Annotated in this window: 23 protein-coding genes and 1 CRISPR repeat array; of the genes, 7 read left to right on the forward strand and 16 right to left on the reverse strand. The window is 52.0% G+C overall.

Annotation, left to right across the window (positions count from 1 at the left end; translation table 11 throughout):
• Positions 1-8: 8 nt before the first annotated feature.
• Positions 9-632, forward strand: a complete 624-nt coding sequence (locus LGS26_RS02955) for a transglycosylase SLT domain-containing protein (RefSeq protein ID WP_237889171.1) — start codon at positions 9-11, stop codon at positions 630-632.
• Between the two features lie 22 nt (positions 633-654).
• Here the strand turns inward: LGS26_RS02955 and rodA are convergent, their stop codons facing one another.
• From rodA to LGS26_RS02980, 5 genes are all read right to left on the reverse strand, one after another.
• Positions 655-1,746, reverse strand: coding sequence for a rod shape-determining protein RodA (gene rodA / locus LGS26_RS02960; protein ID WP_237889172.1), 1,092 nt, complete (start codon positions 1,744-1,746; stop codon positions 655-657).
• Between the two features lie 12 nt (positions 1,747-1,758).
• The gene (mrdA, locus tag LGS26_RS02965) at positions 1,759-3,663 is read right to left on the reverse strand and encodes a penicillin-binding protein 2 (protein WP_237889173.1); all 1,905 of its coding nucleotides are present in this window, start codon (positions 3,661-3,663) and stop codon (positions 1,759-1,761) included.
• Entirely contained in the window at positions 3,660-4,157 is a 498-nt protein-coding gene (locus LGS26_RS02970; protein ID WP_237889174.1) for a rod shape-determining protein MreD, read from the reverse strand. The genes mrdA and LGS26_RS02970 overlap by 4 nt, the downstream gene beginning before the upstream one ends.
• Complete coding sequence (mreC, locus tag LGS26_RS02975; protein WP_237889175.1) at positions 4,154-5,011, reverse strand: rod shape-determining protein MreC; 858 nt, start codon at positions 5,009-5,011, stop codon at positions 4,154-4,156. The genes LGS26_RS02970 and mreC overlap by 4 nt, the downstream gene beginning before the upstream one ends.
• A gap of 91 nt (positions 5,012-5,102) precedes the next feature.
• The gene (locus tag LGS26_RS02980; RefSeq protein ID WP_237889176.1) at positions 5,103-6,137 is read right to left on the reverse strand and encodes a rod shape-determining protein; all 1,035 of its coding nucleotides are present in this window, start codon (positions 6,135-6,137) and stop codon (positions 5,103-5,105) included.
• A 137-nt stretch (positions 6,138-6,274) separates the two neighbouring features.
• On the opposite strand from LGS26_RS02980, the gene mdh reads away from it, so the two are divergent.
• The 6 genes from mdh (at position 6,275) to LGS26_RS03010 (ending at position 12,423) form a co-directional block, all read left to right on the forward strand.
• Positions 6,275-7,213, forward strand: a complete 939-nt coding sequence (gene mdh, locus LGS26_RS02985) for a malate dehydrogenase (RefSeq protein ID WP_237889177.1) — start codon at positions 6,275-6,277, stop codon at positions 7,211-7,213.
• A gap of 1 nt (position 7,214) precedes the next feature.
• Positions 7,215-8,423: a murein transglycosylase A gene (gene mltA, locus LGS26_RS02990; RefSeq protein ID WP_237889178.1), complete on the forward strand. Its 1,209-nt coding sequence runs from the start codon at positions 7,215-7,217 to the stop codon at positions 8,421-8,423.
• Positions 8,424-8,627: 204 nt separating this feature from the next.
• A complete protein-coding gene (locus LGS26_RS02995; RefSeq protein WP_237889179.1) occupies positions 8,628-9,578 on the forward strand; it encodes an ATP-binding cassette domain-containing protein in 951 nt (316 codons plus the stop codon).
• The gene (locus LGS26_RS03000) at positions 9,579-10,337 is read left to right on the forward strand and encodes an ABC transporter permease (RefSeq protein WP_237889180.1); all 759 of its coding nucleotides are present in this window, start codon (positions 9,579-9,581) and stop codon (positions 10,335-10,337) included.
• Positions 10,334-10,846 carry a tRNA (adenosine(37)-N6)-threonylcarbamoyltransferase complex ATPase subunit type 1 TsaE gene (gene tsaE, locus LGS26_RS03005; protein ID WP_237889181.1) on the forward strand — a complete coding sequence of 171 codons (513 nt, stop codon included), beginning with the start codon at positions 10,334-10,336 and terminating at the stop codon, positions 10,844-10,846. The genes LGS26_RS03000 and tsaE overlap by 4 nt, the downstream gene beginning before the upstream one ends.
• Positions 10,847-10,851: 5 nt before the next feature.
• The gene (locus tag LGS26_RS03010) at positions 10,852-12,423 is read left to right on the forward strand and encodes a bifunctional aminoglycoside phosphotransferase/ATP-binding protein (protein ID WP_237889182.1); all 1,572 of its coding nucleotides are present in this window, start codon (positions 10,852-10,854) and stop codon (positions 12,421-12,423) included.
• Positions 12,424-12,459: 36 nt separating this feature from the next.
• Here LGS26_RS03010 and nth read toward each other — a convergent pair whose 3' ends face one another.
• The 11 genes from nth to cas5c all read right to left on the reverse strand — a co-directional run bounded on the left by nth (position 12,460) and on the right by cas5c (position 24,348).
• Positions 12,460-13,098, reverse strand: coding sequence for an endonuclease III (nth, locus tag LGS26_RS03015; protein WP_237889183.1), 639 nt, complete (start codon positions 13,096-13,098; stop codon positions 12,460-12,462).
• A 15-nt stretch (positions 13,099-13,113) separates the two neighbouring features.
• Positions 13,114-14,199 carry an LptF/LptG family permease gene (locus tag LGS26_RS03020; RefSeq protein WP_237889184.1) on the reverse strand — a complete coding sequence of 362 codons (1,086 nt, stop codon included), beginning with the start codon at positions 14,197-14,199 and terminating at the stop codon, positions 13,114-13,116.
• 3 nt (positions 14,200-14,202) lie between these two features.
• Positions 14,203-15,303 (reverse strand): LptF/LptG family permease, encoded by a 1,101-nt coding sequence (locus LGS26_RS03025; protein ID WP_237889185.1) that lies wholly within the window; start codon positions 15,301-15,303, stop codon positions 14,203-14,205.
• Positions 15,304-15,332: 29 nt separating this feature from the next.
• On the reverse strand, positions 15,333-16,958 hold the full coding sequence (locus LGS26_RS03030; RefSeq protein ID WP_237889186.1) for an NADP-dependent glyceraldehyde-3-phosphate dehydrogenase: 1,626 nt from the start codon (positions 16,956-16,958) through the stop codon (positions 15,333-15,335).
• 285 nt (positions 16,959-17,243) lie between these two features.
• Positions 17,244-17,614: direct repeats of the CRISPR family, unit length 33 nt; unit sequence GTTTCAATCCACGCTCCCCGGACGGGGAGCGAC.
• A 160-nt stretch (positions 17,615-17,774) separates the two neighbouring features.
• On the reverse strand, positions 17,775-18,065 hold the full coding sequence (cas2, locus tag LGS26_RS03035) for a CRISPR-associated endonuclease Cas2 (protein ID WP_237889187.1): 291 nt from the start codon (positions 18,063-18,065) through the stop codon (positions 17,775-17,777).
• Between the two features lie 14 nt (positions 18,066-18,079).
• Positions 18,080-18,424 carry a type III-B CRISPR module RAMP protein Cmr1 gene (gene cmr1 / locus LGS26_RS09775; RefSeq protein WP_237889188.1) on the reverse strand — a complete coding sequence of 115 codons (345 nt, stop codon included), beginning with the start codon at positions 18,422-18,424 and terminating at the stop codon, positions 18,080-18,082.
• Positions 18,425-18,666: 242 nt separating this feature from the next.
• Positions 18,667-19,698: a type I-C CRISPR-associated endonuclease Cas1c gene (gene cas1c / locus LGS26_RS03045; protein ID WP_237889189.1), complete on the reverse strand. Its 1,032-nt coding sequence runs from the start codon at positions 19,696-19,698 to the stop codon at positions 18,667-18,669.
• 183 nt (positions 19,699-19,881) lie between these two features.
• The gene (gene cas4 / locus LGS26_RS03050; RefSeq protein ID WP_237889190.1) at positions 19,882-20,574 is read right to left on the reverse strand and encodes a CRISPR-associated protein Cas4; all 693 of its coding nucleotides are present in this window, start codon (positions 20,572-20,574) and stop codon (positions 19,882-19,884) included.
• A gap of 155 nt (positions 20,575-20,729) precedes the next feature.
• Entirely contained in the window at positions 20,730-21,605 is an 876-nt protein-coding gene (gene cas7c, locus LGS26_RS03055) for a type I-C CRISPR-associated protein Cas7/Csd2 (RefSeq protein ID WP_237889191.1), read from the reverse strand.
• A gap of 212 nt (positions 21,606-21,817) precedes the next feature.
• Positions 21,818-23,683 (reverse strand): type I-C CRISPR-associated protein Cas8c/Csd1, encoded by a 1,866-nt coding sequence (gene cas8c, locus LGS26_RS03060; protein WP_237889192.1) that lies wholly within the window; start codon positions 23,681-23,683, stop codon positions 21,818-21,820.
• Positions 23,680-24,348 (reverse strand): type I-C CRISPR-associated protein Cas5c, encoded by a 669-nt coding sequence (gene cas5c, locus LGS26_RS03065; RefSeq protein WP_237889193.1) that lies wholly within the window; start codon positions 24,346-24,348, stop codon positions 23,680-23,682. The genes cas8c and cas5c overlap by 4 nt, the downstream gene beginning before the upstream one ends.
• Positions 24,349-24,423 lie beyond the last annotated feature (75 nt).

Consider the following 24,423-nt stretch of genomic DNA (forward strand, 5'->3'; position numbering starts at 1 on the left):
TCGCCTTGATGAGGTCTTGGCTAAGGATAGGTTGTCTTTCGATGATCCCTTTTCTGAGTGGTGTTTTTGCGGTTCTTTGCAGTGTTGGTGTCGGCCATGCGGACGGGCTGTATTGCTTTAGAGACGAGCGCGGGGTGATGCATTTTACGAATGTGCCTACGGACAGCAGGTATAAACTTATCGCCAGATACAAAAACATTACAGTGAGGGGCGCAATGGTCAGCTCGGTATCTAGGTCGAGGATTAGTCTGGCTTCATTGAATGGGGTTATTTCCAGCGCAGCCAGGAGTCACAATCTTGATCCAGCCCTTATAAAGGCCGTGATAAAGGCTGAGTCGGGTGGCCTTGCCGATGCGCGCTCCCAGAAAGGGGCTATAGGTCTCATGCAACTCATGCCTGATACCGCGGCAGAGCTGTATGTAGCAAATCCTTTTGACCCTGAGTTGAACATATGGGGGGGCGCCAAGTATTTGAGACAGATGATCGATAGATTTGGCGGCAATATCAGATTGGCTTTAGCTGCATATAATGCAGGCCCGGCCAGTGTAGAAAGGTTCGGGGGCGTCCCGCCGTTCCGCGAGACAAGGGAGTATGTGGACAAGGTCTTGGCGTTGTGGCGAGGCATGCAATAGGGATTGAGCGGTTGTTTATTGGTTATTTAGAATCAAAAATAAAACGTCTAGATTTTATGTTGATGAGGAGACCGACGCCTATCATGGTTGTTATCACAGATGAACCCCCATAGCTTATCATGGGGAGGGGTATGCCAACCACAGGCATGAGCCCGGTCACCATGCATATATTGATTACGGCCTGCCAGAACAGCATGGCCGTAATGCCGAAGGCCAGGAAAGATCCGAAGCGTTCCTTTGATTGAGAGGCTATCTGGAGCCCCCTTGCGATAATCAGGAAATACACCGAGAGCAGTATAAACGCACCGATGAATCCCCATTCCTCGGCCCATATGGAAAATGCGAAGTCTGTATGGACTTCAGGCAGAAAGTCGAGATGGGCCTGCGTCCCGGCCATATAACCCTTGCCGAACAGCTGGCCTGAGCCAATAGCGATCTTGGATTGGATGATGTGATAACCCGATCCCAAGGGATCGGACTCGGGATTCAGAAATATCTTTATTCGTTCCCTTTGATAGGGTTTCATCAATTTCCACGCGAGCGGTGCAGCAGCAATGCACGCTGTAGCAATGGTCAATATGGACGTCCAGCGTAGTCCGGCTACAAGTATTATGGATGCCATTATAAGCAGCACCAACAAGGCGGTGCCGAGGTCGGGCTGGCGGAAGATCAGAAAAAACGGCACTGCCATCAGTAAGGTGGGTCTTATGAGGTCTTTTATGCCATAACTGGGTTTTTCGTTGTGATAGAAATAGCTGCTGACCACAATAACCGTGCTCAGCTTGGCAAACTCTGATGGTTGTAGATTGAAGAACCCAAGTGGGATCCATCTCTGTGAGCCGCTTACACTTTTCCCAACAAAGATGACCAAAAGCAGCAACACAACCGTCAATATATATATATGTACGGCGTGTGATGCAAGCACCCTGTAATCGAATATGATGCACAGGAGCATAAACACGGTGCCGGCTGCATACCATTGGGCCTGTTTCCATTGATAATAGGAGCCCGCGGTACTTGCACTGTTTAGGTTGATAACCCCGATGATCATGATGATGGCCATATATCCAAGGAGCCACCAGTCAAGATGCAGAAACACTTTGCGATCAAACATGTTTGACCTCTATTATCCTTGATGGGCTGGAGCAGGATCGAGCCCGGCTGTTCGTTCGGGGCTATCTTGCGGCCTTGGACCCTGCATCTGAAGCCAGCGTTCGATTATTGCACGGGCTACTGGGGCGGCGGCCGACCCGCCGTGACCGCCGTGTTCTATGAGGACGGCTATGGCTAGCTTAGGTGCTTCGGCAGGGGCATAGGCTACAAACCAGGCGTGATCCCTGTATTTCCAATTCATCTTTTCGTCCTCCTTGCGTTTGGCTTGTCTGATCACCTGCGCTGTACCCGTTTTCCCTGCGATCGTTATGCCTTTTATCCTACATACCTTTGCAGTCCCCCTGTCGTCCTCCACCACACCTATGAGTCCGTTTTGGATAAGCCGAAGGTTTGATTCAGAAACAGGGATGATACCCTGTTGATCCTTTTTAAAGCGGGCTTCGATAGTTCCGTCCGGCCCCGTTATCTTTTCTATATAGTTCGGCCTGTAAAGGATGCCGCCGTTCGCCACCGCAGCAATCAGGCGGGCCATCTGAATAGGGGTCACAGTGTTGTAGCCCTGGCCTATGGAGATGCTCAGGGTCTCGCCCTCATACCATTTGCTCTTGAACCTCTTTTTTTTCCATTCGGACGAGGCGATCGTGCCCGCGGCCTCATTGGGGAGATCGATCCCCGTCTTTTCGCCCAATCCGAATAGTTTGGCATATTTTGCTATCTTATCGATACCCAATTTCAGACCGACATTATAAAAGTACACATCGCACGATTCGGCAAGCGCCCTATAAAGGTTTGTGGAACCGTGCCCCTCTTTTTTCCAGCATCTGTAATCCCTGTTGCCGAACTTAAAGAATCCGGGACAAAAAAAGGTTTTGTTTTCATTTATAACATTTTCTTCCAGGGCGGCGGCCGCCATGACTATCTTGAAGGTCGATCCCGGTGCGTAAGTCCCCTGGATGGCCTTGTTGAAGAGCGGCCTATAGAGAGGGTCGTTCAGCGCCTTCCACTCCTCGGTCGTCAGGCCTTTTGCGAATATCCCTGGGTCAAAGCCCGGGCTGCTCACCATGGCGAGGATCTCCCCTGAGTTCGGATCGAGAACTACTGCAGCGCCTATTTTGTCTTTCATCGCCTCTTCAGCAGCCATCTGGAGGTCGAGATCGATGGTGAGATAGATATCATCCCCTGCTTCAGGCGGCGTCTCCTCCAATTCTTTTACAAGGCCGCCCTTTACATCTACTTCGACGATGCGTTTGCCGGGTACTCCAGCCAGTTCGCTGTTGTATCTACCCTCAACTCCGCTTTTGCCGACCATATCTCCTGGTCTGGCACCTGGATAGAGGTTGTTTTTTATATCGTCTTCGCTGATTTCTCCGAGATAGCCTATGAGATGAGGCGCTACCGGGCCATATGGATACTCCCTGCCAGGCGCTACATCTATAACAACCCCGGGCAGATATATGAGCCGTGCGCTTATCTTGGACAGGGTCTCCCAATCTATGTCCCTTTTTATTGCTATCGGCATATAAAGGGGCTGTTTTGACCCTTGATAAAGACTTGCCCGTATATCGGCTTCGTCTTCACCGAGGAGCCCGGCGAGCCTTGTAATCAGTCCTTCCATGTCCCTTACGTCTTCGCGCACGATGCAAACGTTGAAATAAGGTTTTACGCCCGTCAAGATACGACCGTTTCTGTCGAACACCCTGCCCCTCGGCGCCTGGATGCGCAGTACCCTCAGGCGGTTGCTTTCAGATTTTGCCCGCAGCTCATCGCCTTTATATATCTGTAGGTACCAAAGGCGCGAGATCAGAATCATAAAGACTAATAGAAGCAATAAGGTGCACCTTTTGTACCTGCCCTCGAAGGCATTCATGTCTTTGTCGAATTGCTTGATGTCGAAGATGGTACGAGGAGGTAATCTCATTGTTGTTGGTCTTTCGTTTTCCTCGTCGGGGCAAGGTGATTAAGCGCGGATATCTTCTCAAAAAGAAAGAAGTATGCAGGGCTTAAGACGCCGTTTAATATGGACTGCAGGATCCCCCAGGGCCAAAAGAGGCCTGCATTGCCGCTGCCCGTCAATAACACGGTCAGGCATATGGCGCTTATGAATGCCACAAGCACCCCCCGTTCCCAGAGATGCGGAGCGATTATATGTTTCAAGATATAGCGAATTATTATATACCCTATGGTGAAAGAGATCAAATAGAGGCCTTTTGACATTATTGTAAAGGCTTCGGCTGTAAGGCCGAGACCAAACATTGCGATAAGGCCTCTTGATGGTGGGATTTCGATCCCGCACCAGACCACAAGGGCAAAGAGCCCGTCAGGGCGTATTATGCCTGTAAATAAGGAAGGCCAGACAACAGTTTCCGTCAGGATAAGGATATAACCGGTCGCCAGTGTCAAAAATATGTTCAATGAAGACCCTCCACCAGCGGCTTCCCTCTGATCTGCACCAGCACATCTTCGGCCTTCTTTAGCCCGGCTGCCGGTTTGACGGTCACGGTTTGAAAGAGATCGGAGCCAGATCCCTTATCAACGGCAATTATCTTTCCGAGGGGGAGTCCCTTGGGGAATATTTGGTCGGTACCTGAGGTTATGACCTCGTCTCCAACCGCTACATCTTCCTCCTTCCCAACATAGGCAAGCCTGCATAGGCCGTCCCCATTGCCTTTTAAGATCCCTGGTGTGCGGCTTCGCTGATCTATGGCCGCTACTGCACTGTTCTGGTCGGCGATCAACAACACCTTACTGAATCGGTCCGATGATTCGACCACCTGGCCTATTATGCCATCGTCGGCCAAGACCGGCATCTCAGGGCCTACGCCGTCCCTGATCCCCTTGTCGATGGTCAGCGACCACACCCATGGTGCAAGATCCTCGCCGATTACGGATGCTGCTACGACTGGGATCTTTTCTTGGTTTTTTATGTCCAAGAGCCTTTTATACCTTGCATTTGCCATGACTGCCTCTTTATAGCTGGCTATCTCCCGCTGAAGCCTTTCTATCTCATGCTTGAGGGATTCGTTTTCGGTTTTTATATCTCGGAGGGCTATATATGAGCTCCAGATATCTTTCGTCCAGGCGAAGGGGATCTCGAGCCATTTTTGGGCCGATCCTGAGATGTCGAGAAATGTCTGTTTGATAGGTTGCAATATGCCGAATACGCCCAGCCAGAGGCCTGCCGATATGAGGAATATAAAGGCTGCCAGTACAAAAGGGGCTGACAATGAAGGGTGTCTTTGTTTCTTTTTCTTTTGGAGGCGGGACACTACCAATACACCCGATAGTTATTTGGATTAGAAGGGGCTTACAGGCCGTTCAGGATTAAAAAGTTTGCAGGTCATCAAGTGCAGGAAACGATCAATATATCATAATCTCCTTTAGAATTTCGATGTTATCCAATGCCTTGCCTGAACCTAGCGCGACTGATGAAAGCGGGTCTTCGGAAACGATTATCGGAAGGCCCGTCTCCTTCTCAAGCAGTTTGTCGAGATTCCTCAGGAGGGCACCTCCGCCTGTCAATACTATGCCTCTTTCTACTATGTCAGCTGCAAGCTCGGGCGGAGTCTGTTCCAATGCATCTTTTACGGCCTCGACGATGTTGTCGATCTGTTCAGCGATGGCCGCGCGCACCTCCTGGGAGTTTATCTTTATGGTTTTAGGGATGCCGGATATGAGATCTCTGCCCTTTATCTCCATCTCTTTGTATGGCGGTTCCGGCATTACATCGGCTATTTCCATCTTAATGTATTCAGCGGTATATTCACCTATTAATAGATTATAGCGCCTCTTTATGTGTTGCAGGATGGCATCGTCCATCTTATCTCCTGCCACACGGACCGATTTGCTATAGACGATCCCGGAAAGGGAGATTACCGCTACTTCGGTGGTGCCACCACCTATATCTATCACCATGTTGGCCGTGGGTTCCGTTATCGGAAGGCCGGCGCCTATCGCCGCGGCCATAGGTTCTTCGATTAGATAGACCTCTCGCGCCCCGGCCGACTCAGCCGATTCCTTTACGGCGCGTTTTTCAACCTGTGTGATCCCTGAAGGGACGCTTATTATGATGCGCGGCCTAACAAGGGTGCGTCTGTTATGGATCTTGCGGATGAAATATCGAAGCATGGCCTCGGTGACCTCAAAGTCGGCTATCACACCGTCTTTCATGGGGCGGATGGCCTCGATGTTGTACGGGGTCTTGCCGAGCATCATCTTGGCCTCTTTGCCTACGGCCAGGACCTTGTTTATTCCACCCATTTCTCTTTTTACCGCTACAACTGAGGGCTCCCGGAGGATTATACCCTTTCCTTTTACATAGACGATGGTGTTGGCGGTGCCTAGATCAATTGCGAGGTCTTTTGAAAGCCAGCCTAGAAGGGGACCCAGAATCATTGTTTTAGCCTTGTGCAAGAAGAAGTTTAAAATAATTTTTAAGCAGTTGTAACATTAACCTACCAAAGAGCTGTATGTTTGACAAGTGTGACTTATCGGATTGCAAAGACATGTTTTTTTAACTATGATGGTCATCCATGAAAGGCATCAAGAAAAAATTGACCATCATAGGTGCTGGCGCGGTCGGTACGGCAGCCGCTCAATGGGCTGTGAGTCGGCATGCAGCCGATGAGATTGTAATTGTTGATGTGGTGGAAGGGCTGCCGCAGGGCAAGGCCCTTGACCTTGCACAATCAGCCGCGCTTTGTGGGTTCAACGGCAAGGTGACAGGGTCGAATGACTATGAAGAGACCGGGAACTCTGACGTGATAATCATAACCGCTGGTCTTGCCCGAAGACCTGGCATGAGCCGTGAAGACCTGCTTTCCAAAAATGTGGGGATAATAAAGGCTGTCGTTACCGAGGCCGCTGGCCGGTCTCCAGGGGCGTGTATAGTGGTGGTAACGAATCCCATAGACGCCATGGTCTATGTCACATTCAAGGTGTCAGGATTCCCGCGTGAGCGGGTGGTCGGCATGGCCGGTGTACTCGATACTGCCAGATACCGGTTTTTTATAGCCCAGGCCCTTGGGGTTTCGCCACAGGATGTGAGCGCCGTCGTAATGGGGATCCACGGGGATCATATGCTTCCGCTCGTGAGGCTTGCAACTGTTGGAGGCGTGCCGCTCGAGGTGCTTCTTCCAAGAGACGAGATCGACAGGATCATCCACAGGACCAGGCATGGAGGTGCAGAGATCGTGGGTCATTTGAAGACTGGAAGTGCCTTTGCAACACCCGGGCTTGCCGCTGTTGAGATGGCCGAATCCATACTCAAAGACCAGCACAGGGTGCTGCCGTGTGCCGTATATCTTGAGGGAGAGTTTGGGATAAACGGTGTGTTTCTGGGGGCGCCGGTCGTTCTCGGGGCCGGGGGCGTAGAGCGCATATTGGAGTTTCCACTTACCCCTGAGGAACATGGTGCACTGCAGGAGTCCATTTCCGCGGTCAAGAGACAGGTGGCGTCAACCGGTCTTTGATATGGTGTTTTCAAGAAAGACCGTCTTGGCCTTGTTGGTCTTGATCTGTTTCCTGCCTCCTTCATGCAGCTATCCGCCTCGGGTGAGGCAATCTGTCTCGGCACCTTATGTGGTTCGTGTCAGCCCGCTGGACATCCCGGTTTTTATAGACACCGGTGATAGGGAGTCGCTTAGGGATGCGGCGGAAAAGGATATCTCGGCCCTTTCTAGGTTTGATCCGGATCAATCCTTTTTATTAGGTGGCATGGTCGTCAAGGCCTTACGGCTCAAGGCGACCGTGCAGGTCTTTCTGCACCTTCTCGATGAAGGTCTTTCCCGACAGGCCTTCCAGGAGGAGCTTGCAAGGCGATTTGATTTCTATAAGATCGAGCGCACCATAGAAGCGGTCGACAAGGACCCCCTGCTTATTACAGGATACTTTCAGCCTGAGCTTTCGGCATCGCTTACGCCTAACGACCGGTTTACATATCCATTATACGGCGTCCCTGCCGATCTTGTAAGGGTGGATATCAGGCAGTTCAACCCAGCTCTCCCTGCCGTAACGATCTGGGGACGCGTATCGGGACAGAGGCTGGTCCCTTATTATCCGAGGAAAGAGATAGACTCTGGCAGATGGCCTGCAAATGCCCCGGTCCTGGCCTGGCTGGCCTCACCTGTGGATGGCCTTATGCTCCATATCCAGGGGTCAGGGATATTGAGGTTCGAAGACGGCAGCAGGCGGTTCATCCACTATGCCGCAAGCAACGGGCTGCCTTACGAGAGTGTTGGAGGATGGTTGATAGGGCAGGGTCTGATCAAGAGAGATCAGGCTGATTGGTCGCATATCCGTGCCTGGGTTGAGGCGAATCCTGATCGCCTCGAAGACGCCCTTGCAAGCAATCCGAGATATATCTTTTTCAAATGGGGCAAGGACGGTCCGGTAGGCAGTCTCGGCGAGGTGCTCACGCCCCTGAGATCGGTTGCGCTCGACCCTTCTGTTTATCCGCCGGGGGCCCTTTGTTTTCTTGAGTTTGACGCTAGACAGGCCTTGGGGTCTTGCGTGGACAGAGATTTTAAAGGTTTTGTCTTTAATCAGGATACAGGCGCCGCCATCAAGGGGCCGTACAGACTTGATCTGTATTGCGGGACCGGAGGGCGGGCCGGGGAAGTCGCCGGAAGGCTTAAGGCGAAGGGGGCGCTCTATCTCATGTTGCTCAAGACGCAGGAATAAACGGCGCAATACAATATCCGTGTGCGATCGGTTTTGTCGGGCCTGCTGTATCTAAATACCCACCTGCTATTTTGAGTGGCGGCCTGCCCTTTGTCCAGCGCCGGGACTTCGGTTATATTACAATGTCCGTACATGCTGGCTGTTGTGCTGCCGTAACATGGCCAGACCGCAGGCCGACCAAGAAAAAACAGAGAATGTATTTTTATGCCGCATGAAATTGTCGATCCGCGCATTCGACTAGCCCCTGTTGTGGAAATAAAAGGGCTTGCCAAGTCCTTCGGTCAGAGGGTTGCGGTGCAGCATATCGACCTCGTCATATATCCGGGTGAATGTCTCGGCCTGCTCGGCCCCAACGGAGCGGGCAAGACCACCACAATCTCCATGATGCTGGGCCTTGTGAGTCCGGCGGCAGGCCGTATAATGGTTTTCGGTGAGCCTGTAGAGGCCCGTCTTGCAGAAATAAAGAGGCGCATAGGGGTCGCTCCCCAGATGGACAATCTTGACCCTGATTTGAGTGTGATGGAAAATCTTCTGACCTATGCCTCCTATTTCGGCATCAGGCGCAGCAAGGCGAGGGATGTCGCCAGAAGCCTTCTCGAGTTCTTCGCCATGGGGAATAGGTCGGATGATATAATAGAGCACCTGTCTGGCGGGCTTAGGAGAAGACTTCTTATTGCAAGGGCGCTTATAAACTCACCTGAGCTTTTGATCCTTGATGAACCGACGATAGGCCTTGATCCGCAGGCAAGACATCTTATCTGGGAGCGTCTTGAGGGCCTGAGGGTCAAAGGAACGACCATGCTTCTTACCAGCCACTATATGGAGGAGGTCTCCCGTCTTGCAACAAGAGTGATGGTCATGAACAACGGCAGGGTCGTTGCGGACGGAGATCCCGAAGAAATGGTGCAGAAGATGGTCGGCATGGATGTCTTTGAGGTAAGCGGGGATGCCGGAGAGTTGGCGCAAATCGAGGTGATGCTCCGTTCATGTCGTGCTGAATATGAGCGGAAGGCCGAACGCCTTTATATCTTTACGAAGGCCCCGTGTCCTGAACTCGAGGCCATGGCTCTCAGGCATCGTCATGTCACGAGGCGTCCCGCAAACCTTGAAGACCTTTTTCTTAAGCTTACGGGTAGCGCCCTCAAAGAGGATTGAATGATGTGCCTCCTTTTTTCAAAGATATGGTTGAGAAACGCCAGGGTCTGGATGAGGCATATCAGGGCGAGCCTCATAGGGAACCTCGGCCAACCCTTCATGTTCCTGCTCGCCATGGGCTATGGCCTCGGGAGGGAGATACCGGCCATACATGGCCTGAGTTATCTCCAATTCATCGCCCCTGGGCTTGTGACTACGGCGGTCATGTATAGTGCGGCCTTTGAAGCGACTTATGGGTCCTATACTAGGCTCACAACCCAGCATACTTTTGAGGCCATCCTTATGACGCCTGTGAGCGTAAGCGATCTTGCGGTGGGCGAGGTTATCTGGGGGGCCACAAAAGGGCTCGTCTCAGGCATTATTATGCTCATTTCGCTGCCACTTTTCGGCGTCTGGCCCTCTCCGTTGGTGTTGGCCCTTATCCCGATTCTGTTTCTTGAAGGCGTATTCTTCTCCGCCCTTGGGCTCATCACCACCGCCGTGGCTGATAATTATGAATTTTTCAATTACTTCACATCACTTTTGATCACCCCGCTTTTTCTCTTTTCAGGGGTGTTCTTTCCCATTGATTCCTTGAATCCTGTAGCAAAGGCGGTTTTATTGGCTTTGCCGCTTACACATACTGTAACGTTGGCAAGGCGGTTTTGTTATGGTGATCTAAGCGGCGGCTGGGCATTAAACCTGTCCGTGATTGCGGCAGCCGCCCTGACGGCCGCCTGGATATCGATTATGCTCCTGAGGCGCAGGCTTATAAGATGATATATTTGAGATCAAGTTCCCTGAAAGAGACAAGGCTGCTTGGGCGCTGCCTGGCTAAACTGCTTTTTCCGGGCGATGTCGTTCTTCTTTCGGGGGATCTCGGCGCAGGCAAGACTACCCTTGTCAAGGCTGTCTGTTCGGGGCTTGGCATGGATGAACGTCAAGTCACCAGCCCTACATTCGCCATAATACACGAATACCGCGCTGCCATGCCGCCAGTTTGCCATGCCGATCTTTACCGACTTGGGCCGGACGTGGATGCCGGGAAGATAGGTCTTTTGGAATATTTGGGCGGGGAATGGGTGGTGATGATAGAATGGGGCGAATTTTTGGATGATGCGGCCAGAGGAAATGTGCTCAAGATAGACATGAGGTGGCGCAATGAAACGGCGCGGGATGTGGCGATCGATGGGTTTGGCACTGGCTGGCTGGAGAGGCTCTCAACCCTTGATGCATGTCTGAAAGAGACCAATGTAATGGATGCCTTGGAGACTAGAGAGAAAGGATAATCAATATGACAAAGGAACCTGTTTGGCTTGGGGCTATGCTTGATCCGACGACCTATCCGCACCCAGTGGATGAGGTGAGGCTCGTCCAGACCCATATTTCATGGGTTTTTTTGGCCGGAGAAAGGGTTTATAAGGTCAAAAAACCAGTGGATTTCGGTTTTTTGGACTTCACGACGATTGAAAAACGGCATCATTTCTGCCTTGAAGAACTTCGGCTGAACCGGCGTCTTGCCCCTCAAATCTATCTCGACGTCTGGCCGATCACATCTGAAAATGGGTCGATTCATCTGAACGGTCCAGGTCTTCCTGTGGAATGGGCGGTTGTCATGGCCCGTATGCCGGAATCGGGTATGATGCCCCACCTGATCGAGGAAGATGCCCTTGAGAAAGAAGATGTGGACGAGATAGCCGAAAGGCTTGCGCCGTTTTATCTCCAGGCAGAAGGGGGCGAATATGTCAGACACTTCGGCGGCATCGAGACTATAATCCAAAATACGGAGGAGAATTTTGAACAGACGATGCCTTTTGTGGGAGATATCATAGACAAGGACGCCTATGAACATATTACTAGATACACAAGATTGTTTATAAACAAAGGGTTGTATATCTTTAAAAAAAGGGTGGACGGCGGTTGGATCAGGGAGGGACATGGGGACCTTTATTCGACCAATATCTGTTTTGATAAGCAAAAAAACGAAATCTATATCTTCGACTGTATTGAATTCAATGAGCGCTTCAGGTGCGGCGATGTGGCATCAGACGCCGCATTTTTGGCCATGGACTTGGATTATCACGGCCTTCCACATCTTGGGAACCGCTTTGCCCGGGTCTTTTCAGAAGAGATGGGCGACAAGGATCTTTTCAGCGTGCTTGACTTCTATAAGTGTTACCGCGCCTATGTTAGGGGTAAAATTGGTTGTTTTACATGGGCCTCTAAAGGGGTGGACGAGACGGCTAGGGAAAGGGCCAGGCTGGAGGCCGAGCACTATTTTAAGCTTGCCTTGAGGTACGCCGGCGGCTTGGCAAGGCCCATTTTATATATCTTTTTCGGACCGCCGGGCAGTGGTAAAAGTACGGTCTCAACGGCCTGGGCCAGGGCGTTGGATATCCCCGTCTATAATTCCGACAGAGTGAGAAAAGAGGTGGTTTTGAAGATACCCGCCACTGAAAAGCGTATCGAGCCTGTGGGTGAAGGAATCTACGACCAGCGGACGACCGAAAGGACCTACAGGGCACTGGCTAGGCTTGGAGCAATGCATCTTATGCAGGGCGGATCCGTAGTGCTTGACGCAACTTACAAAGACGAAAAGGAGCGCCGCCGCATCTTTGAGGTCGCCAAAGAGGCTGGTGCGGATGTCAAATTTATACTCTGCACATGTCCTGAGGACGAGATAAGGCGCAGGCTCTTTGAGAGGGCAGGAGACAAAGGACAGGTATCAGATGGCAGGTGGGAGATATATCTCGCACAGAGGGGTTTGTTTATGCCAGAAGCCCTTAAAGACGTGGACGCCTATGAGTTGAATACCATAAGGCCTGTCGATGCAGCGGTTGCCGAACTTTACGACAGATTGAAGTGATTCTCGCCGGCTCTCTTGTTTGTTTCAGTGAGCCCGTCAAGGTCTGACCACGGCTGATGGACAGAGTTCCTTTACAGGGCATTTGGCGCACAACGGTTTTCTTGCGTTGCATATGTTTCTGCCGTGTTCGATCAGTACATATGAGATCACGCCCCATTGGTCTTTGGGTATGATCCGCATTAGGTCTCGTTCTATCTTGATCGGGTCCTTTTCCCTTGTAAGACCTAGCCTCATTGCAAGACGTTTTACGTGGGTATCCACCGCTATGCCCGCTATGACTCCGTAGACGTTATAAAGTATGATATTTGCGCTCTTGCGGGCCACGCCAGGAAGCCTCGTAATCCCTTCCATAGTATCTGGGATGTGGCCGTTGTATTCCTCCACAATGAGCCGTGCCGCTTCTTTTATATTCCTTGCCTTGTTTCTGAAGAAACCGGTCGGCCTTATGATTTTTTCTATATCCTCGACCGGCGCCTCGGCCATGGCCTTTGGATTGGGAAAGCGGGCGAACAGATGGGGCGTGACCTCGTTGACCCTTACATCGGTACACTGGGCTGAGAGGATAACTGCCACAAGGAGCTCAAAAGGATCTTTGTATTTAAGTGCTATTCCGGCCCTTGGATAGACGCTGTTAAGGATGTTTATGACCTTTTTAATCCTTTCTTTTTCGACCATGACAACCGCCTTTATTTATACATACGATTTTTTGAACACTACATACCCTGCTCCTGCAAATACAATGTGCGTCATAAGCGCGGCAAGTAGTGGCGGCATGACGGATGTCTTCGCTAGGGTTATAAAAAAGTCCCAGGAGACCAAGGCGGCAAAGCTGAGTGTCAGTCCCAGACCAAGCCCAACGGCCATCGAGCCTTTCCCCTGTCTGAAGAGGATCGTCATCCCCAACCAGAGAAGGGTGACACCCAAAAATGGATAGAGAATCTGGGCCCAAAACGCCGTCTCCTGTTCGTCTGCAGGATAGCCTGAGGCCTTAAGTCTCAGGATGTTTTTAAAAAGGGAGAGTATATCCACCTTTGATGGAGGTGTTTGGATGGCCGTAAATTCCTCTGGTCCTTCTTCAAACTTCATCTCTTTTGAGCTGAAAATCTGTACGGAGATGTTACCATCAGACCGTCCTTGAGTCCTTGTCTTTATGAATCCGTTGGAAAAGGTCCATATCCCTTTGGAATACCTTGCCTTTTCGGCGCCGATGAGTCGGACGAGGCCATATTTGTCGTCAAAATTGATTATGTAGACATCCTTGAGTGTCTTGGCATTTGAATCCAGCAGCTCCGCTGTCCAGATGGTCCTTCCACTGCGGTAAAATAACCTGTTTTCCTTAAGCATCCCTTTCAGGGGTTCTTTTTTTACCTTCGTTTGCCACAGTACGTCGGCGCTGCGCGTCATTTTCGGGATGAATATAGTTTGGGCCACCAACATTGCAAATGAGACAACAGCGGCAAAGAATAAAAAACAGCGGATTATCTTCAAGACGCTGATCCCGATGGATCTCATGGCGATTATTTCGTTGCGTCTTGCAAGGAGCATCACAGCGAGAAGGCCAGACATCATTGCTGCGACCGGGGCGAGTTCGAAGATCGTTTTGGGCGTGATGAGCAGAAAATACAGGGCGCCCGTTTTGAAGGGTACGCCGGCTTCAATAATATTGTTGAGCCGTTCTGCTATTTCAACTAGAAGATAGGTGCCGGTAAGGCCCGGCATGATCAAAACAAACATGTTAAAAAAGTGACGTAGCAGATAGCGGCTGAATATGCCCATTCGTTAATCCTTTATGGCGCCTTTTCTGTCAAACAGCCAGAGCGTGGCAGCTGTGATACATAAAAAAACGGCATTCGGCAGAAACAGACTCAAGAAGGGCGGTGTTAGCCCTGTTTCGGCAAGATTGGCCATGGAGATCATGAGCGTATAGTAGGTAAGAAACGCGGTCAAGCTCAGAGCTATGCCTCCTGAAAGTCCGGAGCGGCCGAAGAATACCCCGAGCGGCGCGGCCATGATGCCCAATATCAACGTCCCAAAAGGCAGGGCCAGCCGCTCATAGAATTCCGTCAGATATGATAAGTTGTCATCTTTTGTATTTTTGGGGTTGTTTATCTCCTTCCATAGCTTGTCGATGCTCAGATCGCCGCGCGATGGCTCGTAAGCGCCTTCGGCGAGCCTAAGCCTTAATGTATAGTCCTTGAACTCCATAGTATCGGTATCTTTATAGTCGTGGCCGGTCATATTTAATATGCCGTTGGTCAATCGCAGCGCTGCTTCCTTGCCGCCGGGGGCCACCAGTATCTCGCCGTGCCCGGCGAGTATCTGGCTCGTCGCCCCCTGTTTGCGCGAGTCCCATATGAATATCCCGTCAAGGCTTTTACCGCCGTTTGCAGTCTTGTCTGCATATATCGTAAGGCCTTTGATGGGCGTGAAAAAGGTCTTTTCGGGTACGCCCCTTGCGAGTGCAAGTTGGGTCAGCTCGATAAGGAAGATCTTCGAGGCCATTTTCGACTTGGGGAGTACGTAGCTTGATATAAAAAGCCCTGCAACAAAGGCAGTAAGTACTACCAGGGATACGGGGATCAGCATCTTTCTTGGGGTGATACCGCAGGCAAAGAGGGCTAGTGCCTCACTATCCCTTGAGAGGCGTAGAAATCCTAGGAGCACACCAAGGACAGTGGCCATGGGTAGGACAAACGCCCAAAATGTAGGCAGGATCAAGGCTACAAACCTGAGCATGTCTTTAAACCCTATGCCGGCCCTTAGGATTGGTTCGAACAGGGGAAGAAGGCGACCCAGGAGCAGAAGCGCATTGAGGGCGCTGAAGGCGAGGACGAATGGTATGAGCATTTCTTTGAGAAGCATTCTTGTTAGGATTGACACGGTTAGGATCTGATCTCCAATCTGTTCTTTTATAAGATGAAATCGGTCGAGAGAAAACCGGACAGGCGTTTTCTGACTATCTCGCTTATGATGTTCTTGTTCAGTTCCTCCGCCTTTGCGGCCACAAGTGTACGGATGGAAAAGGTCCTCAGGGCGTCGGAGACCGAGAGTGTGCCGACAGCCGAGTCCTTTCGACCTGCAAATGGGAATGTGTCTGGTCCGCGTTGGCACTGACTGTTTATGTTGACACGGCAAACTTGATTTGCCAACGGATCGATCAGCCCGGCCAGTTCTTCTGGGTTACTGCCAAATATACTCACCTGCTGGCCGTATCTGGAGGCCTCCATATAGCCTATCGGTTCTGATATATCGTCAAATGGGACGACGGGCACAATCGGGCCGAATTGCTCTTCGGTATAGAGACGCATCTTTTTTGTGACCGGATAGACCACAGCCGGTTCAAAAAAGGTCTTTACAGTCTTTCCGCCGCCATGGTTCAGGACCCTTGCGCCAAATGCCTCAGCGTCGTCTATCAACTCTGTGAGGTACTCGATTTTTCCTTTTTCAGGAAGTGGGGTTATGAACACATCGTCTTCCCATGGCATGCCCCTTTTCATGCCGCCTAAGACGTTAAGGAACCGTCCCAGAAACTCGTCGACTATGTCTTTTTGCACGAAGATGATCTTCAGTGCCGTACAACGTTGGCCGTTGAAGGAAAGGCTACCAGAGATACACTCCCTCACCGCAAGATCCATATCTGCATCAGGCAACACTATTGCCGGATTTTTGGCCTCCAGACCCAGGGCCAGCCTGAGTCTGTGTGGCTTAGGATGTTCTTTGTAGAGGGCGTTCGCAGCCTTGCTTGTACCGATGAAGGCCAGGGCGTCTATCTTCCCTGTGTGGAGAAGCGGAGGGGCAATGGATCGGCCTTTGCCGTAGATGGTGTTTATGACACCAGGCGGGAAAGACTCCCTGAAGTCCTCCAGAAGAGGCGAAAACAGCAGGACCCCGTAACGTGGCGGCTTTAAGATAACGGTATTGCCCATGATTAAGGCGGGGATCAATGTTGCGAATGTCTCGTTCAGGGGGTAGTTGTAAGGGCCCATACAAAGGACGACGCCCAGCGGCGCCCTTCTTATCTGGGCGATTATGCCCTGTTCTATGACAAAGCGCGATGAGACCCTGTCCAAATCTTTCAATGCATCTATAGTATTGGTGATGTATTCAATGGTGCGGTCGAATTCCTGTTCGGATCCGGCCAGTGACTTTCCTGTTTCCCACATAAGGAGACGTGTCACCTCATCACGGCGTTTTTTAATCCGGCTGGCAAAGGTTTGTACATGGGAGATACGTTCCGCAACAGTCATGGTCGGCCAATGCCCCCTGCCGTTTTCATAGGCCCTAAGTGCCGCGTCAAGGGCCTGGAGCGCATCAGATTCTTCCATAAGGGGATAGCTTCCTAAGCGTACCTGTTGCATGTTCCATCCATTTTTTATACAGACAGGGGAATAGACGTCTTCCACAGGGCCGTTCCACCGTCTCATCTCGCCGTATATTAGATAGGTTCGTTGTTCGATGGGGACGTCCAAGCGGTGGCGTTCCGGGATGTCCGCCTGGGTCGGAAAGATAGAATCAATGTCTGTTTGGGTTTTCATGCTATCACTGTGTCCTTTCTCGTAGGCGACGTCGGATATTGTATACAGTTATATAGTTCGATTGGTGGTCTAGCTGTTCACCATCGTCTAGTACTTTTATCATTTCATCAAGGCAAATACAATCGGTCAAATCCGGACGATACCAGGGTTAGGGTAGCAAGATAGCTGTTTTTATCATTAAATATCTATACGGATAACTTGTGTAGTTTCAGTCTATGTTATTGAAGCAGGAGCGAAGGGTGCAGTTATCTTTGGACCAGCGAATATTCTTGTTTCAATTCGTTCGTTTCAATCCACGCTCCCCGGACGGGGAGCGACAATATAAAGACCGACCGGTTGAGGAGATTGCAGGGGTTTCAATCCACGCTCCCCGGACGGGGAGCGACATTTCCAATACAGCATACGCCAGGGAAGAAGAGTCGTTTCAATCCACGCTCCCCGGACGGGGAGCGACCGGATATCGTTTGCCAGTATCGCCGACATGTTCAAGTTTCAATCCACGCTCCCCGGACGGGGAGCGACAGATGACTGCATACCAGGCCAGGCTCTTCGAGCGGTTTCAATCCACGCTCCCCGGACGGGGAGCGACCGGCGCGGTAGTCCGGGTCTGTGGGGTCAGAGGCGTTTCAATCCACGCTCCCCGGACGGGGAGCGACCGCAACATCTGGTTGTTTACAGATATTGCACTACTATTATTAGATGTAATAGTTTTTTAAATTTACCATAAATTGCGATTTGTGTCGAATTATTTGATTGTCAAAGAGCAATTTTCCTGCGAACCCATTAGAGATTTTATGTTCGCTTGGGGTTCGCGGTTCAAGTAATCAGCGTCCCTTCCAGGTCTAGAGACGGTTTTGCTCCCACATGTTCCACTCGCCTGCGCCACTCATTACCCAGGTAGTAGTAGCGCAGGCTGTCTTTCTCCTTGTCAATCAATTTTTCCAGCCCGGCCTGCAGTAATTTCAGCCGTGCCGGGTCAATGATGCATTCAAAGACCGAGTTTTGCACGCGCTGACCATAATCCTGGCAGGCTTTAGCCACCTTGCGCAGGCGTTTTTTACCGGCCTCCGTTTCAGTATTGACATCATAGGTTATGAGCACCATCATAGCTGCGCCGCCTTTTATGGGATCATTTGCCAGTAGCCGCCTTCGCTAAGGATAAACTCTGCCTTGCGGCGAACCACGCTGCCCGGGGCATAGAACATGCCGTTGTAGGCCAGGTGCTGGCCGATGTGGATGCGGTTGTTATTGTATTTTTCTTTGTTATCAGCGCGCCACTCGCGCCCGACCATCGGTTCGAGCGGGCCTGCCAGCGAGCCATCTCCGCCCTGAACGCGCACCAGGGCTTCGTACCACCAGCGTAGCGAGCCGATCAGGCCAGTTTCGTGCAGGCGGTCGCTGGTTTGGTCCACGCCGCCGGTCCAGAGCGGGGTGAGGGTTTTAAGGGTGATTTTTATTTCTTTCATATGACCTCCACAGGTTCAATTATCGCATAATTTTCTGAAGGTGTCATGCAAGAACGGTGGTTTTTCGCTTGAAGCAATCTCCTGCTGTCATCATGTCATTGCGAGACCTGCGGAGCAGGGCGAAGCAATCTTCAGTTTTTGGGAGATTGTTTTGTCGTCGCTTTGCTCTTTCTTGCAACGACATTTGTTCGACATGTCGTTGCAAGCATATAAATAAAATTAACAGCCTTATAATGACATGCTCACCCCCAAAAAAACGGCGGGTAGGCGTCCAAATCCCCCCGAAGATGACGGGCGAGCAGGAGCGCCTGAATGTGCGGAATCAGACCAAAGGGGATCTTCTCCTTGAGAAAAGGATGTATGATCTCCTCCTTTTTCCTCTCCTGCCAGGCGGTGATGACCGTCTTGCGAGTCTCGTCGTCCATCAAAATCCCTCCGCTCTCTTTTGGAGTGAATCCTTTTTCTGTTACCTGATGCCGGTTGACCAGCGAGAGCGCCAGCCGGTCGGCAAAGACCGGGCGGAGTTCCTCCATCAGGTCCAGCGCCAGCGAGGGGCGGCCGGGCCGATTGGTGTGGAGAAAGCCTACAAACGGGTCCAGACCTACGGTCTCCAGCGCTGAGACGCATTCGTTCGTGAGCAGGGCATATAGAAACGAGAGCAGGGCATTCATGTTGTCCAACGGCGGACGGCGGTTGCGTTCCTTGAAGTAAAACTCATTCTTTTGCTGCAAAATCAGGTGGTCAAAGACGTTGAAATAGGCCTTGGCGGCGCTGCCCTCAAATGCCATCAGGTCGGCGGTGGACTGGCAGGAAGGGATTACTTTGAGCGTTTCCTTCAAAAAAGCCGACGCGCTCGAAAGGGCTTCGACGTTTACGAGCATGGCGTGATCGCGCAGGGCGCGTTCGATGACTTTACGGCAATTGGACAACTTGCCCAGCAGGAACGACGCCGCTATGGGGACGCTCTGCGCTTCATTTTCTGCGACCTGAAACTGTTTCCGCCGCAGCAGTACATTTCCCTTCACTTGACCTGTGACCCGTGCCAGAAAGCGCCCGCTGGGAGCGAGAAACGTCAGTCCGATGTTTTGTTCGACGCACGCGCCCATCAGCGCGGGGCTGGCTCCCTGCCAGTTGAAGCATACGATGTTTTCGATGTTGTGCAGCGGCAGGCGCGTGGAGGTGTGTTCGTCTTTTTGGATGACGACGTTTTCGCCATCCAGCGAGAGGTAGGTTTCGGGGGTGGTGATGTAGAGGACGTTGGCGAGGTGTTTCATAGTATCTCTATCATGTCATTGCGAGACCTGCGGAGCAGGTCGAAGCAATCTCCTGTTCTCATCATGTCGTTGCGAGCCCCAAAGGGGTGAAGCAATCTCTTGGTGCGACGTGTCACTGTGAGGAACGAAGCAGTCTCCTGTAATTGGAGATTGCTTCGTTCCCTTCGGTCGCTCGCAATGACATCAGGCACTTTCAACCTGCTGCCGAATGTACTTCGATGCCATGATGACCTTTTTCTGCAACACGGGCAGACACACCTCCTCCAGCGAACAGGAACGGCAGGCCTTGGACGGTTTGACGCGCAGAGTGTGGCCACGTTGAAAGTACTGGTGCATCTCAGCAGACATTTCCATCACCAGCGCCCGCAACTCGGACGTGAACTCGACTTTTTCGCGGTGGTGGGTCTGGCCATAGTATAGATAGCCGAGCGGGATGTGTGTTGAGAGCATTTCTTCCAGGCACATCGCCTGTGCGCATAGTTGGGCTTCATCCATAGGTTCGCGTTTGGGCTTGCCGCGTTTGTATTCCACGGGCGTGGGAAGGTAGAGTCCTGCGCGGTTGGGCAGTTTCACGTCCTCCTCTCCCTGTGAAAGTGGGGCTGGGGGTGAGGGCGTAAACTCCACTACATCGCACACGCCAGAAAGCCCCAGCCGATAGGAAGCGACAGGCACGGAGCGCGCGATAATGACTCCATTTCTTGTTTCGGTGAAGAACGGGTCATCCACGCGCTGGTGCAGAATGCGCCCCTCGGCAGTGAGCACGTTTTCTTTCCACTGCATTTCGACATAAATCAGCGCCCACTGCCTGCGGCAGAACAGGAAGTGCTGGATACCTGAGAGGGGCAGAAGGTCATCGGGAGTGTATTCAAGTTTCATGGTATTCCTATGTCATTGCGAGACCTGCGGAGCAGGTCGAAGCAATCTCCTCATTACAAGCATGTCATTGCGGGAGCCGCTTTGCGGCGGGGAAGCAATCCTCACGTAGCAGGAGATTGCTTCCCCGCTCCGTGGTTCGCAATGACATTTGCTTCCTATAGTTTCTCAGTCAACTCCACACCCTCCGGCAGGCCCGCCTTGTCCACCATCACTTCGTAATCATTAAAACTGCGCGGGGGATTGGCTTCGGGTTTGCGCTGGACCTTGATCAACTCGAACAACTTATGCGCAGGGGCGTTGCCCAGCTCGCTTTTGTGTTTGAAAACGAACAGTTTGCGGGTTGCCATCTTGCCGCGCGCCGCCGAGCGGTCATGTTCGAACATGTTGATGAGCGCTTCCCAGAGCAGGTTCAGGTCTTCTTCTGAAAAATCCGTGCCTTTGGTTGGATCATTGGCAAGTTTGGCAGAGACGTAACCCTCAGCACGGTACAAGCCGTAGGGGACGATGTGCTTGCGACCTATCGTGCGTTCTTTGTCAGCCTCTTCCTCGCGAGTGACGGCGAGGCGAGTGATGGTCACTTCCTGCTGTACGATGGGGTCAATGCTGCGTGAGAAGTTGATCTGCACAGGTCCGCGCACCTGACCGCAGTTCAGTCCCGTGCTCATCACCGCGCCGAACGTGCGGACATCAAAGAAGTTTTTGCACATCCAGGCGCGGGCGCGCTGCACCTCATCGGGCTTGGCTTTGAAGTTTTTATCATCGGTGGACAGTTTGACCGCTTTGTAGGCTTCTACATGATTGGCATTCAACGGAATGCCTTCTTTGACGTAAATGCGGTAGCCCGCCGCGTCGCCCTTGACCATCTCCACGTAGTTACGGATTTTGCGCTTCAGGCAGACATCGGTGACGATGCCGTAGCCGGTTTCGGGGTCAATGCGCGGCATGTTGCCCGCGTCGGGGTCGCCGTTGGGGTTGCCGTTCTCCACATCGTAGAGCAGAACGAATTCATAGCGGTTCGAAAGAGTAGTCATGGTTTTATCTCCTTTGTGAATTAAGCTTGTAAATTTGCAATTGTGTGTCAGTGCGAACGCTGGTCGAGTAGCCCCGTGTTCGTTGGGGCGTATCGAGACCAAGCGAAGCAGTCTCCTTTTACTGGCATATCATTGCGAGAGCGGTGCTCTTCCGCTCGAAGCAATCTCCATTTCGATAGGGTTGCTTCGCCGCTTCGCTCCTCGCGATGAGATTATTCGGCTGTTTCTTCGCCATTGCCCTTCTTGGGGTAGAACGCGGCGCGCTGGTGATAGTAGCCCAGCACAAACACGCCCTGTTCGTCCAGCGAGAGGCGGGACGGGAAAGGTTTGGCATCGAGCATATCCAGCAAGTCCTGAATTTTCCTGTCCGAGACGCCGCCGTATTCGGCTTTGGTCGTCCAGTGGTGCGCGAGCCGCAACAGGGTGGGAAACACGCTGGCGGGCGAAGCGCAGGCGGATGTGAAGTAACGGTCCTTGATGGTAGCATTGATGTTCTGCCCGATGGCTTTGCTCTGCGCCTTTTCCAGCACGGCGAACAGGCGTCCCAGCACATAGGCGGGATGAGAATAGGATTCATTGAGTGACATTTGTAAAGCCTCCTGATAGGGATTTTGTCCTTGACGGCGGTACTTACGTATGAGATGCGCCTTAATATAGGCGGCGCGGATGTAATTGATTTTGACGCTGCGCTTTTCATCATCGCAATCGTGGCGGATGCGATTGAGCATGGCAGCGTACAGCCCTTCTGGGTAGGGCGCGCCCGTCAGAATGGCGCGCATGAACGCCCCGCCCAACAGCGACCAGGATTGTTTTACTTCGTCATCCCGCCGCGTTACTTTGGGCGAAACACATTCGACAAGGATGCGGTAGGGCGAGATGTAGGTGGGCTGATTGGCGTATTCCTTCTCGATTTGCAGGTCGTCGTAGTGCTGCATGATGCGCTTGGCGAACACGCCAAAGGGTTCGGTGAGAAAGAAGCGCACAGCGAGACGCGAGACATTGGAAGCCAGACCAAGCACATAGAAGCGCGTGCTGTCATCTAAACCTTCCTGTAGTTTGGCAAGGTCAATTGCTTTTCCCTGCCGTACCGATTCAGCCACTTCGCCCATTTGTTTTTCCTTTTCTTTGGCGCGTTTCCTCTTGCCTTTGGTTTCTTCACCATCCTCTTCTTCCTGTTGGAACTCTGGGTTTAGGAAGATATAGAACGCGCTGGCGTAGCGTTTGTCTGCGGTATCTGCCCAATAGACTACAGTCGTGTCGCCAAGAAAAATTGGGCGGTTGGGGCTTTGTTCAGAAAGCATATAGTTGAGCGCCACGCCATACCCTGAAGCCACGCGCTGACTAACGGGGGAGTTTAACCCTTGTCCCTTCATGCGGTTGTAAGACTCATACGCCCGCTCATTGAAACTGACCAGCGATGCGCCAGTTGGTTGAGCGCCGCGCACCCGCTTGATACTTGGATGAAGTCTGGCAATCGGTTCAATTTCGCCTGTGACCAGGCATTGCATTTCGACGGCTTCCTGACCAAGTTTGTACTCTTCCCATGCGCGCTTGACTTTTGGGTCATCTGTCACATTTCGCCCTTGCACTTGAAAAATCAGGCTGCCGCCTTCCAGCAAGTCTTCCAGATGTCGCGCAATGACAGGATGCTCTTTTGCCTTTTGCGGGTTGTATTTTTTCAAGAAAGCGATGACAGCGCGAGCAGCTGGGCTGTCGGCTTTGGAAAGTATTTCGGTGTTGTACTGACGAAAGGCGTCGAAGCGCTTTTCTGCATATTTCGGGTCTTTGGCTTCTTTGCCCGACAGTCCTAAAACGTAAGCCGCAGTGTCGCACAGAAAATTTGAAACGATACCCGATGCTTTCTTGGCTTGTTCTGGAACAATCATGCGGCGGAAGTTGCGTTCCTTTTTGCCATCAGGTGATTTGGAAGTAAACGGGATGACGTCCAGCAACTCGCCTTCAGGCGAAAGATTGAGCGCGAAACTGACGTTTGCCGCGCTGTACCCAGGCTCGGCAATCTCCACGTCGGGGTCTTCGCGCAAAATCTGGTAGTAGTTGTAAAGCGCCTGCAAAATCATCGCCGCACCTCCTCAGGTTTCGGCACGACAATCATCCCGTCCTCCATGATGGCGCGGAAGAACATCGGCTGAATATCGCGCGGGTTGGAGAAATCCAGGTCGTAGAGCATGTAGCCCAGGTCGCGCTTACCCGTCAGCGGGCTTTTGGGGATTGCGCCTTTGTCCTCGATGAGCGTCACTTTGGCGGGGAACTCGCGCGTCCCCAGGCAGGGTTGATGGAAGTGCTGCCCGTTCCGCAGGCGGCGCAGGACAATGTTGTAATGCCCTTCCTCGGTGTCGCGCTCCCCCCATTCCTTTTCCACCTTCTCGAAGTGCGCTTCAATGACGTAATCCACATCCTTCAAGACCATGGCGGCGCGCTGCTGGCGGGACTCGGTGGTAGCGATGTAGAGCGGCTTATTCGCGCCCTTCATCACCTGCAAGGCGTTATCCACTGATACTTTATCGCTCACCTCGTTGCGGCGGATGTTGGTGAACTCGATTTCGCGCAGGACGTGGATTTTGTCTATCACCCAGCGGATGGCGGGCTTCCAATAAACCGCCTCGATGATGCCGCGCGCCGCCGACGGGGTGATGACGTCGTGACTGACGCGCTCTACCTTCATTTCGGGACGGGTGAACAGGGCGTAGCGCCCCTGAACTCGGATGGTGATACCGTATCCCATGTGTCGAGCCTCCTTTCGTGTTATTGTGTCATTGCGAGACCTGCGGAGCAGGTCGAAGCAATCTCCTCGGAACAG

The organism is Dissulfurimicrobium hydrothermale (assembly GCF_022026155.1).
Taxonomy (GTDB): Bacteria; Desulfobacterota; Dissulfuribacteria; order Dissulfuribacterales; family Sh68; genus Dissulfurimicrobium; species Dissulfurimicrobium hydrothermale.

What these genes read in the sequence shown, in the direction of transcription:
- cmr1 (WP_237889188.1), bottom strand. Translation starts at nt 18,424, where the DNA reads ATGAAAGAAATAAAAATCACCCTTAAAACCCTCACCCCGCTCTGGACC.
- cas8c (WP_237889192.1), bottom strand. Translation starts at nt 23,683, where the DNA reads ATGATTTTGCAGGCGCTTTACAACTACTACCAGATTTTGCGCGAAGAC.
- mdh (WP_237889177.1), top strand. Translation starts at nt 6,275, where the DNA reads ATGAAAGGCATCAAGAAAAAATTGACCATCATAGGTGCTGGCGCGGTC.
- mrdA (WP_237889173.1), bottom strand. Translation starts at nt 3,663, where the DNA reads ATGAGATTACCTCCTCGTACCATCTTCGACATCAAGCAATTCGACAAA.
- cas2 (WP_237889187.1), bottom strand. Translation starts at nt 18,065, where the DNA reads ATGATGGTGCTCATAACCTATGATGTCAATACTGAAACGGAGGCCGGT.
- LGS26_RS03000 (WP_237889180.1), top strand. Translation starts at nt 9,579, where the DNA reads ATGATGTGCCTCCTTTTTTCAAAGATATGGTTGAGAAACGCCAGGGTC.
- nth (WP_237889183.1), bottom strand. Translation starts at nt 13,098, where the DNA reads ATGGTCGAAAAAGAAAGGATTAAAAAGGTCATAAACATCCTTAACAGC.
- cas5c (WP_237889193.1), bottom strand. Translation starts at nt 24,348, where the DNA reads ATGGGATACGGTATCACCATCCGAGTTCAGGGGCGCTACGCCCTGTTC.
- rodA (WP_237889172.1), bottom strand. Translation starts at nt 1,746, where the DNA reads ATGTTTGATCGCAAAGTGTTTCTGCATCTTGACTGGTGGCTCCTTGGA.
- cas7c (WP_237889191.1), bottom strand. Translation starts at nt 21,605, where the DNA reads ATGACTACTCTTTCGAACCGCTATGAATTCGTTCTGCTCTACGATGTG.
- LGS26_RS03030 (WP_237889186.1), bottom strand. Translation starts at nt 16,958, where the DNA reads ATGAAAACCCAAACAGACATTGATTCTATCTTTCCGACCCAGGCGGAC.
- LGS26_RS02955 (WP_237889171.1), top strand. Translation starts at nt 9, where the DNA reads ATGAGGTCTTGGCTAAGGATAGGTTGTCTTTCGATGATCCCTTTTCTG.
- LGS26_RS03020 (WP_237889184.1), bottom strand. Translation starts at nt 14,199, where the DNA reads ATGGGCATATTCAGCCGCTATCTGCTACGTCACTTTTTTAACATGTTT.
- mltA (WP_237889178.1), top strand. Translation starts at nt 7,215, where the DNA reads ATGGTGTTTTCAAGAAAGACCGTCTTGGCCTTGTTGGTCTTGATCTGT.
- cas1c (WP_237889189.1), bottom strand. Translation starts at nt 19,698, where the DNA reads ATGAAACACCTCGCCAACGTCCTCTACATCACCACCCCCGAAACCTAC.
- tsaE (WP_237889181.1), top strand. Translation starts at nt 10,334, where the DNA reads ATGATATATTTGAGATCAAGTTCCCTGAAAGAGACAAGGCTGCTTGGG.
- LGS26_RS02980 (WP_237889176.1), bottom strand. Translation starts at nt 6,137, where the DNA reads ATGATTCTGGGTCCCCTTCTAGGCTGGCTTTCAAAAGACCTCGCAATT.
- LGS26_RS03010 (WP_237889182.1), top strand. Translation starts at nt 10,852, where the DNA reads ATGACAAAGGAACCTGTTTGGCTTGGGGCTATGCTTGATCCGACGACC.
- LGS26_RS02995 (WP_237889179.1), top strand. Translation starts at nt 8,628, where the DNA reads ATGCCGCATGAAATTGTCGATCCGCGCATTCGACTAGCCCCTGTTGTG.
- cas4 (WP_237889190.1), bottom strand. Translation starts at nt 20,574, where the DNA reads ATGAAACTTGAATACACTCCCGATGACCTTCTGCCCCTCTCAGGTATC.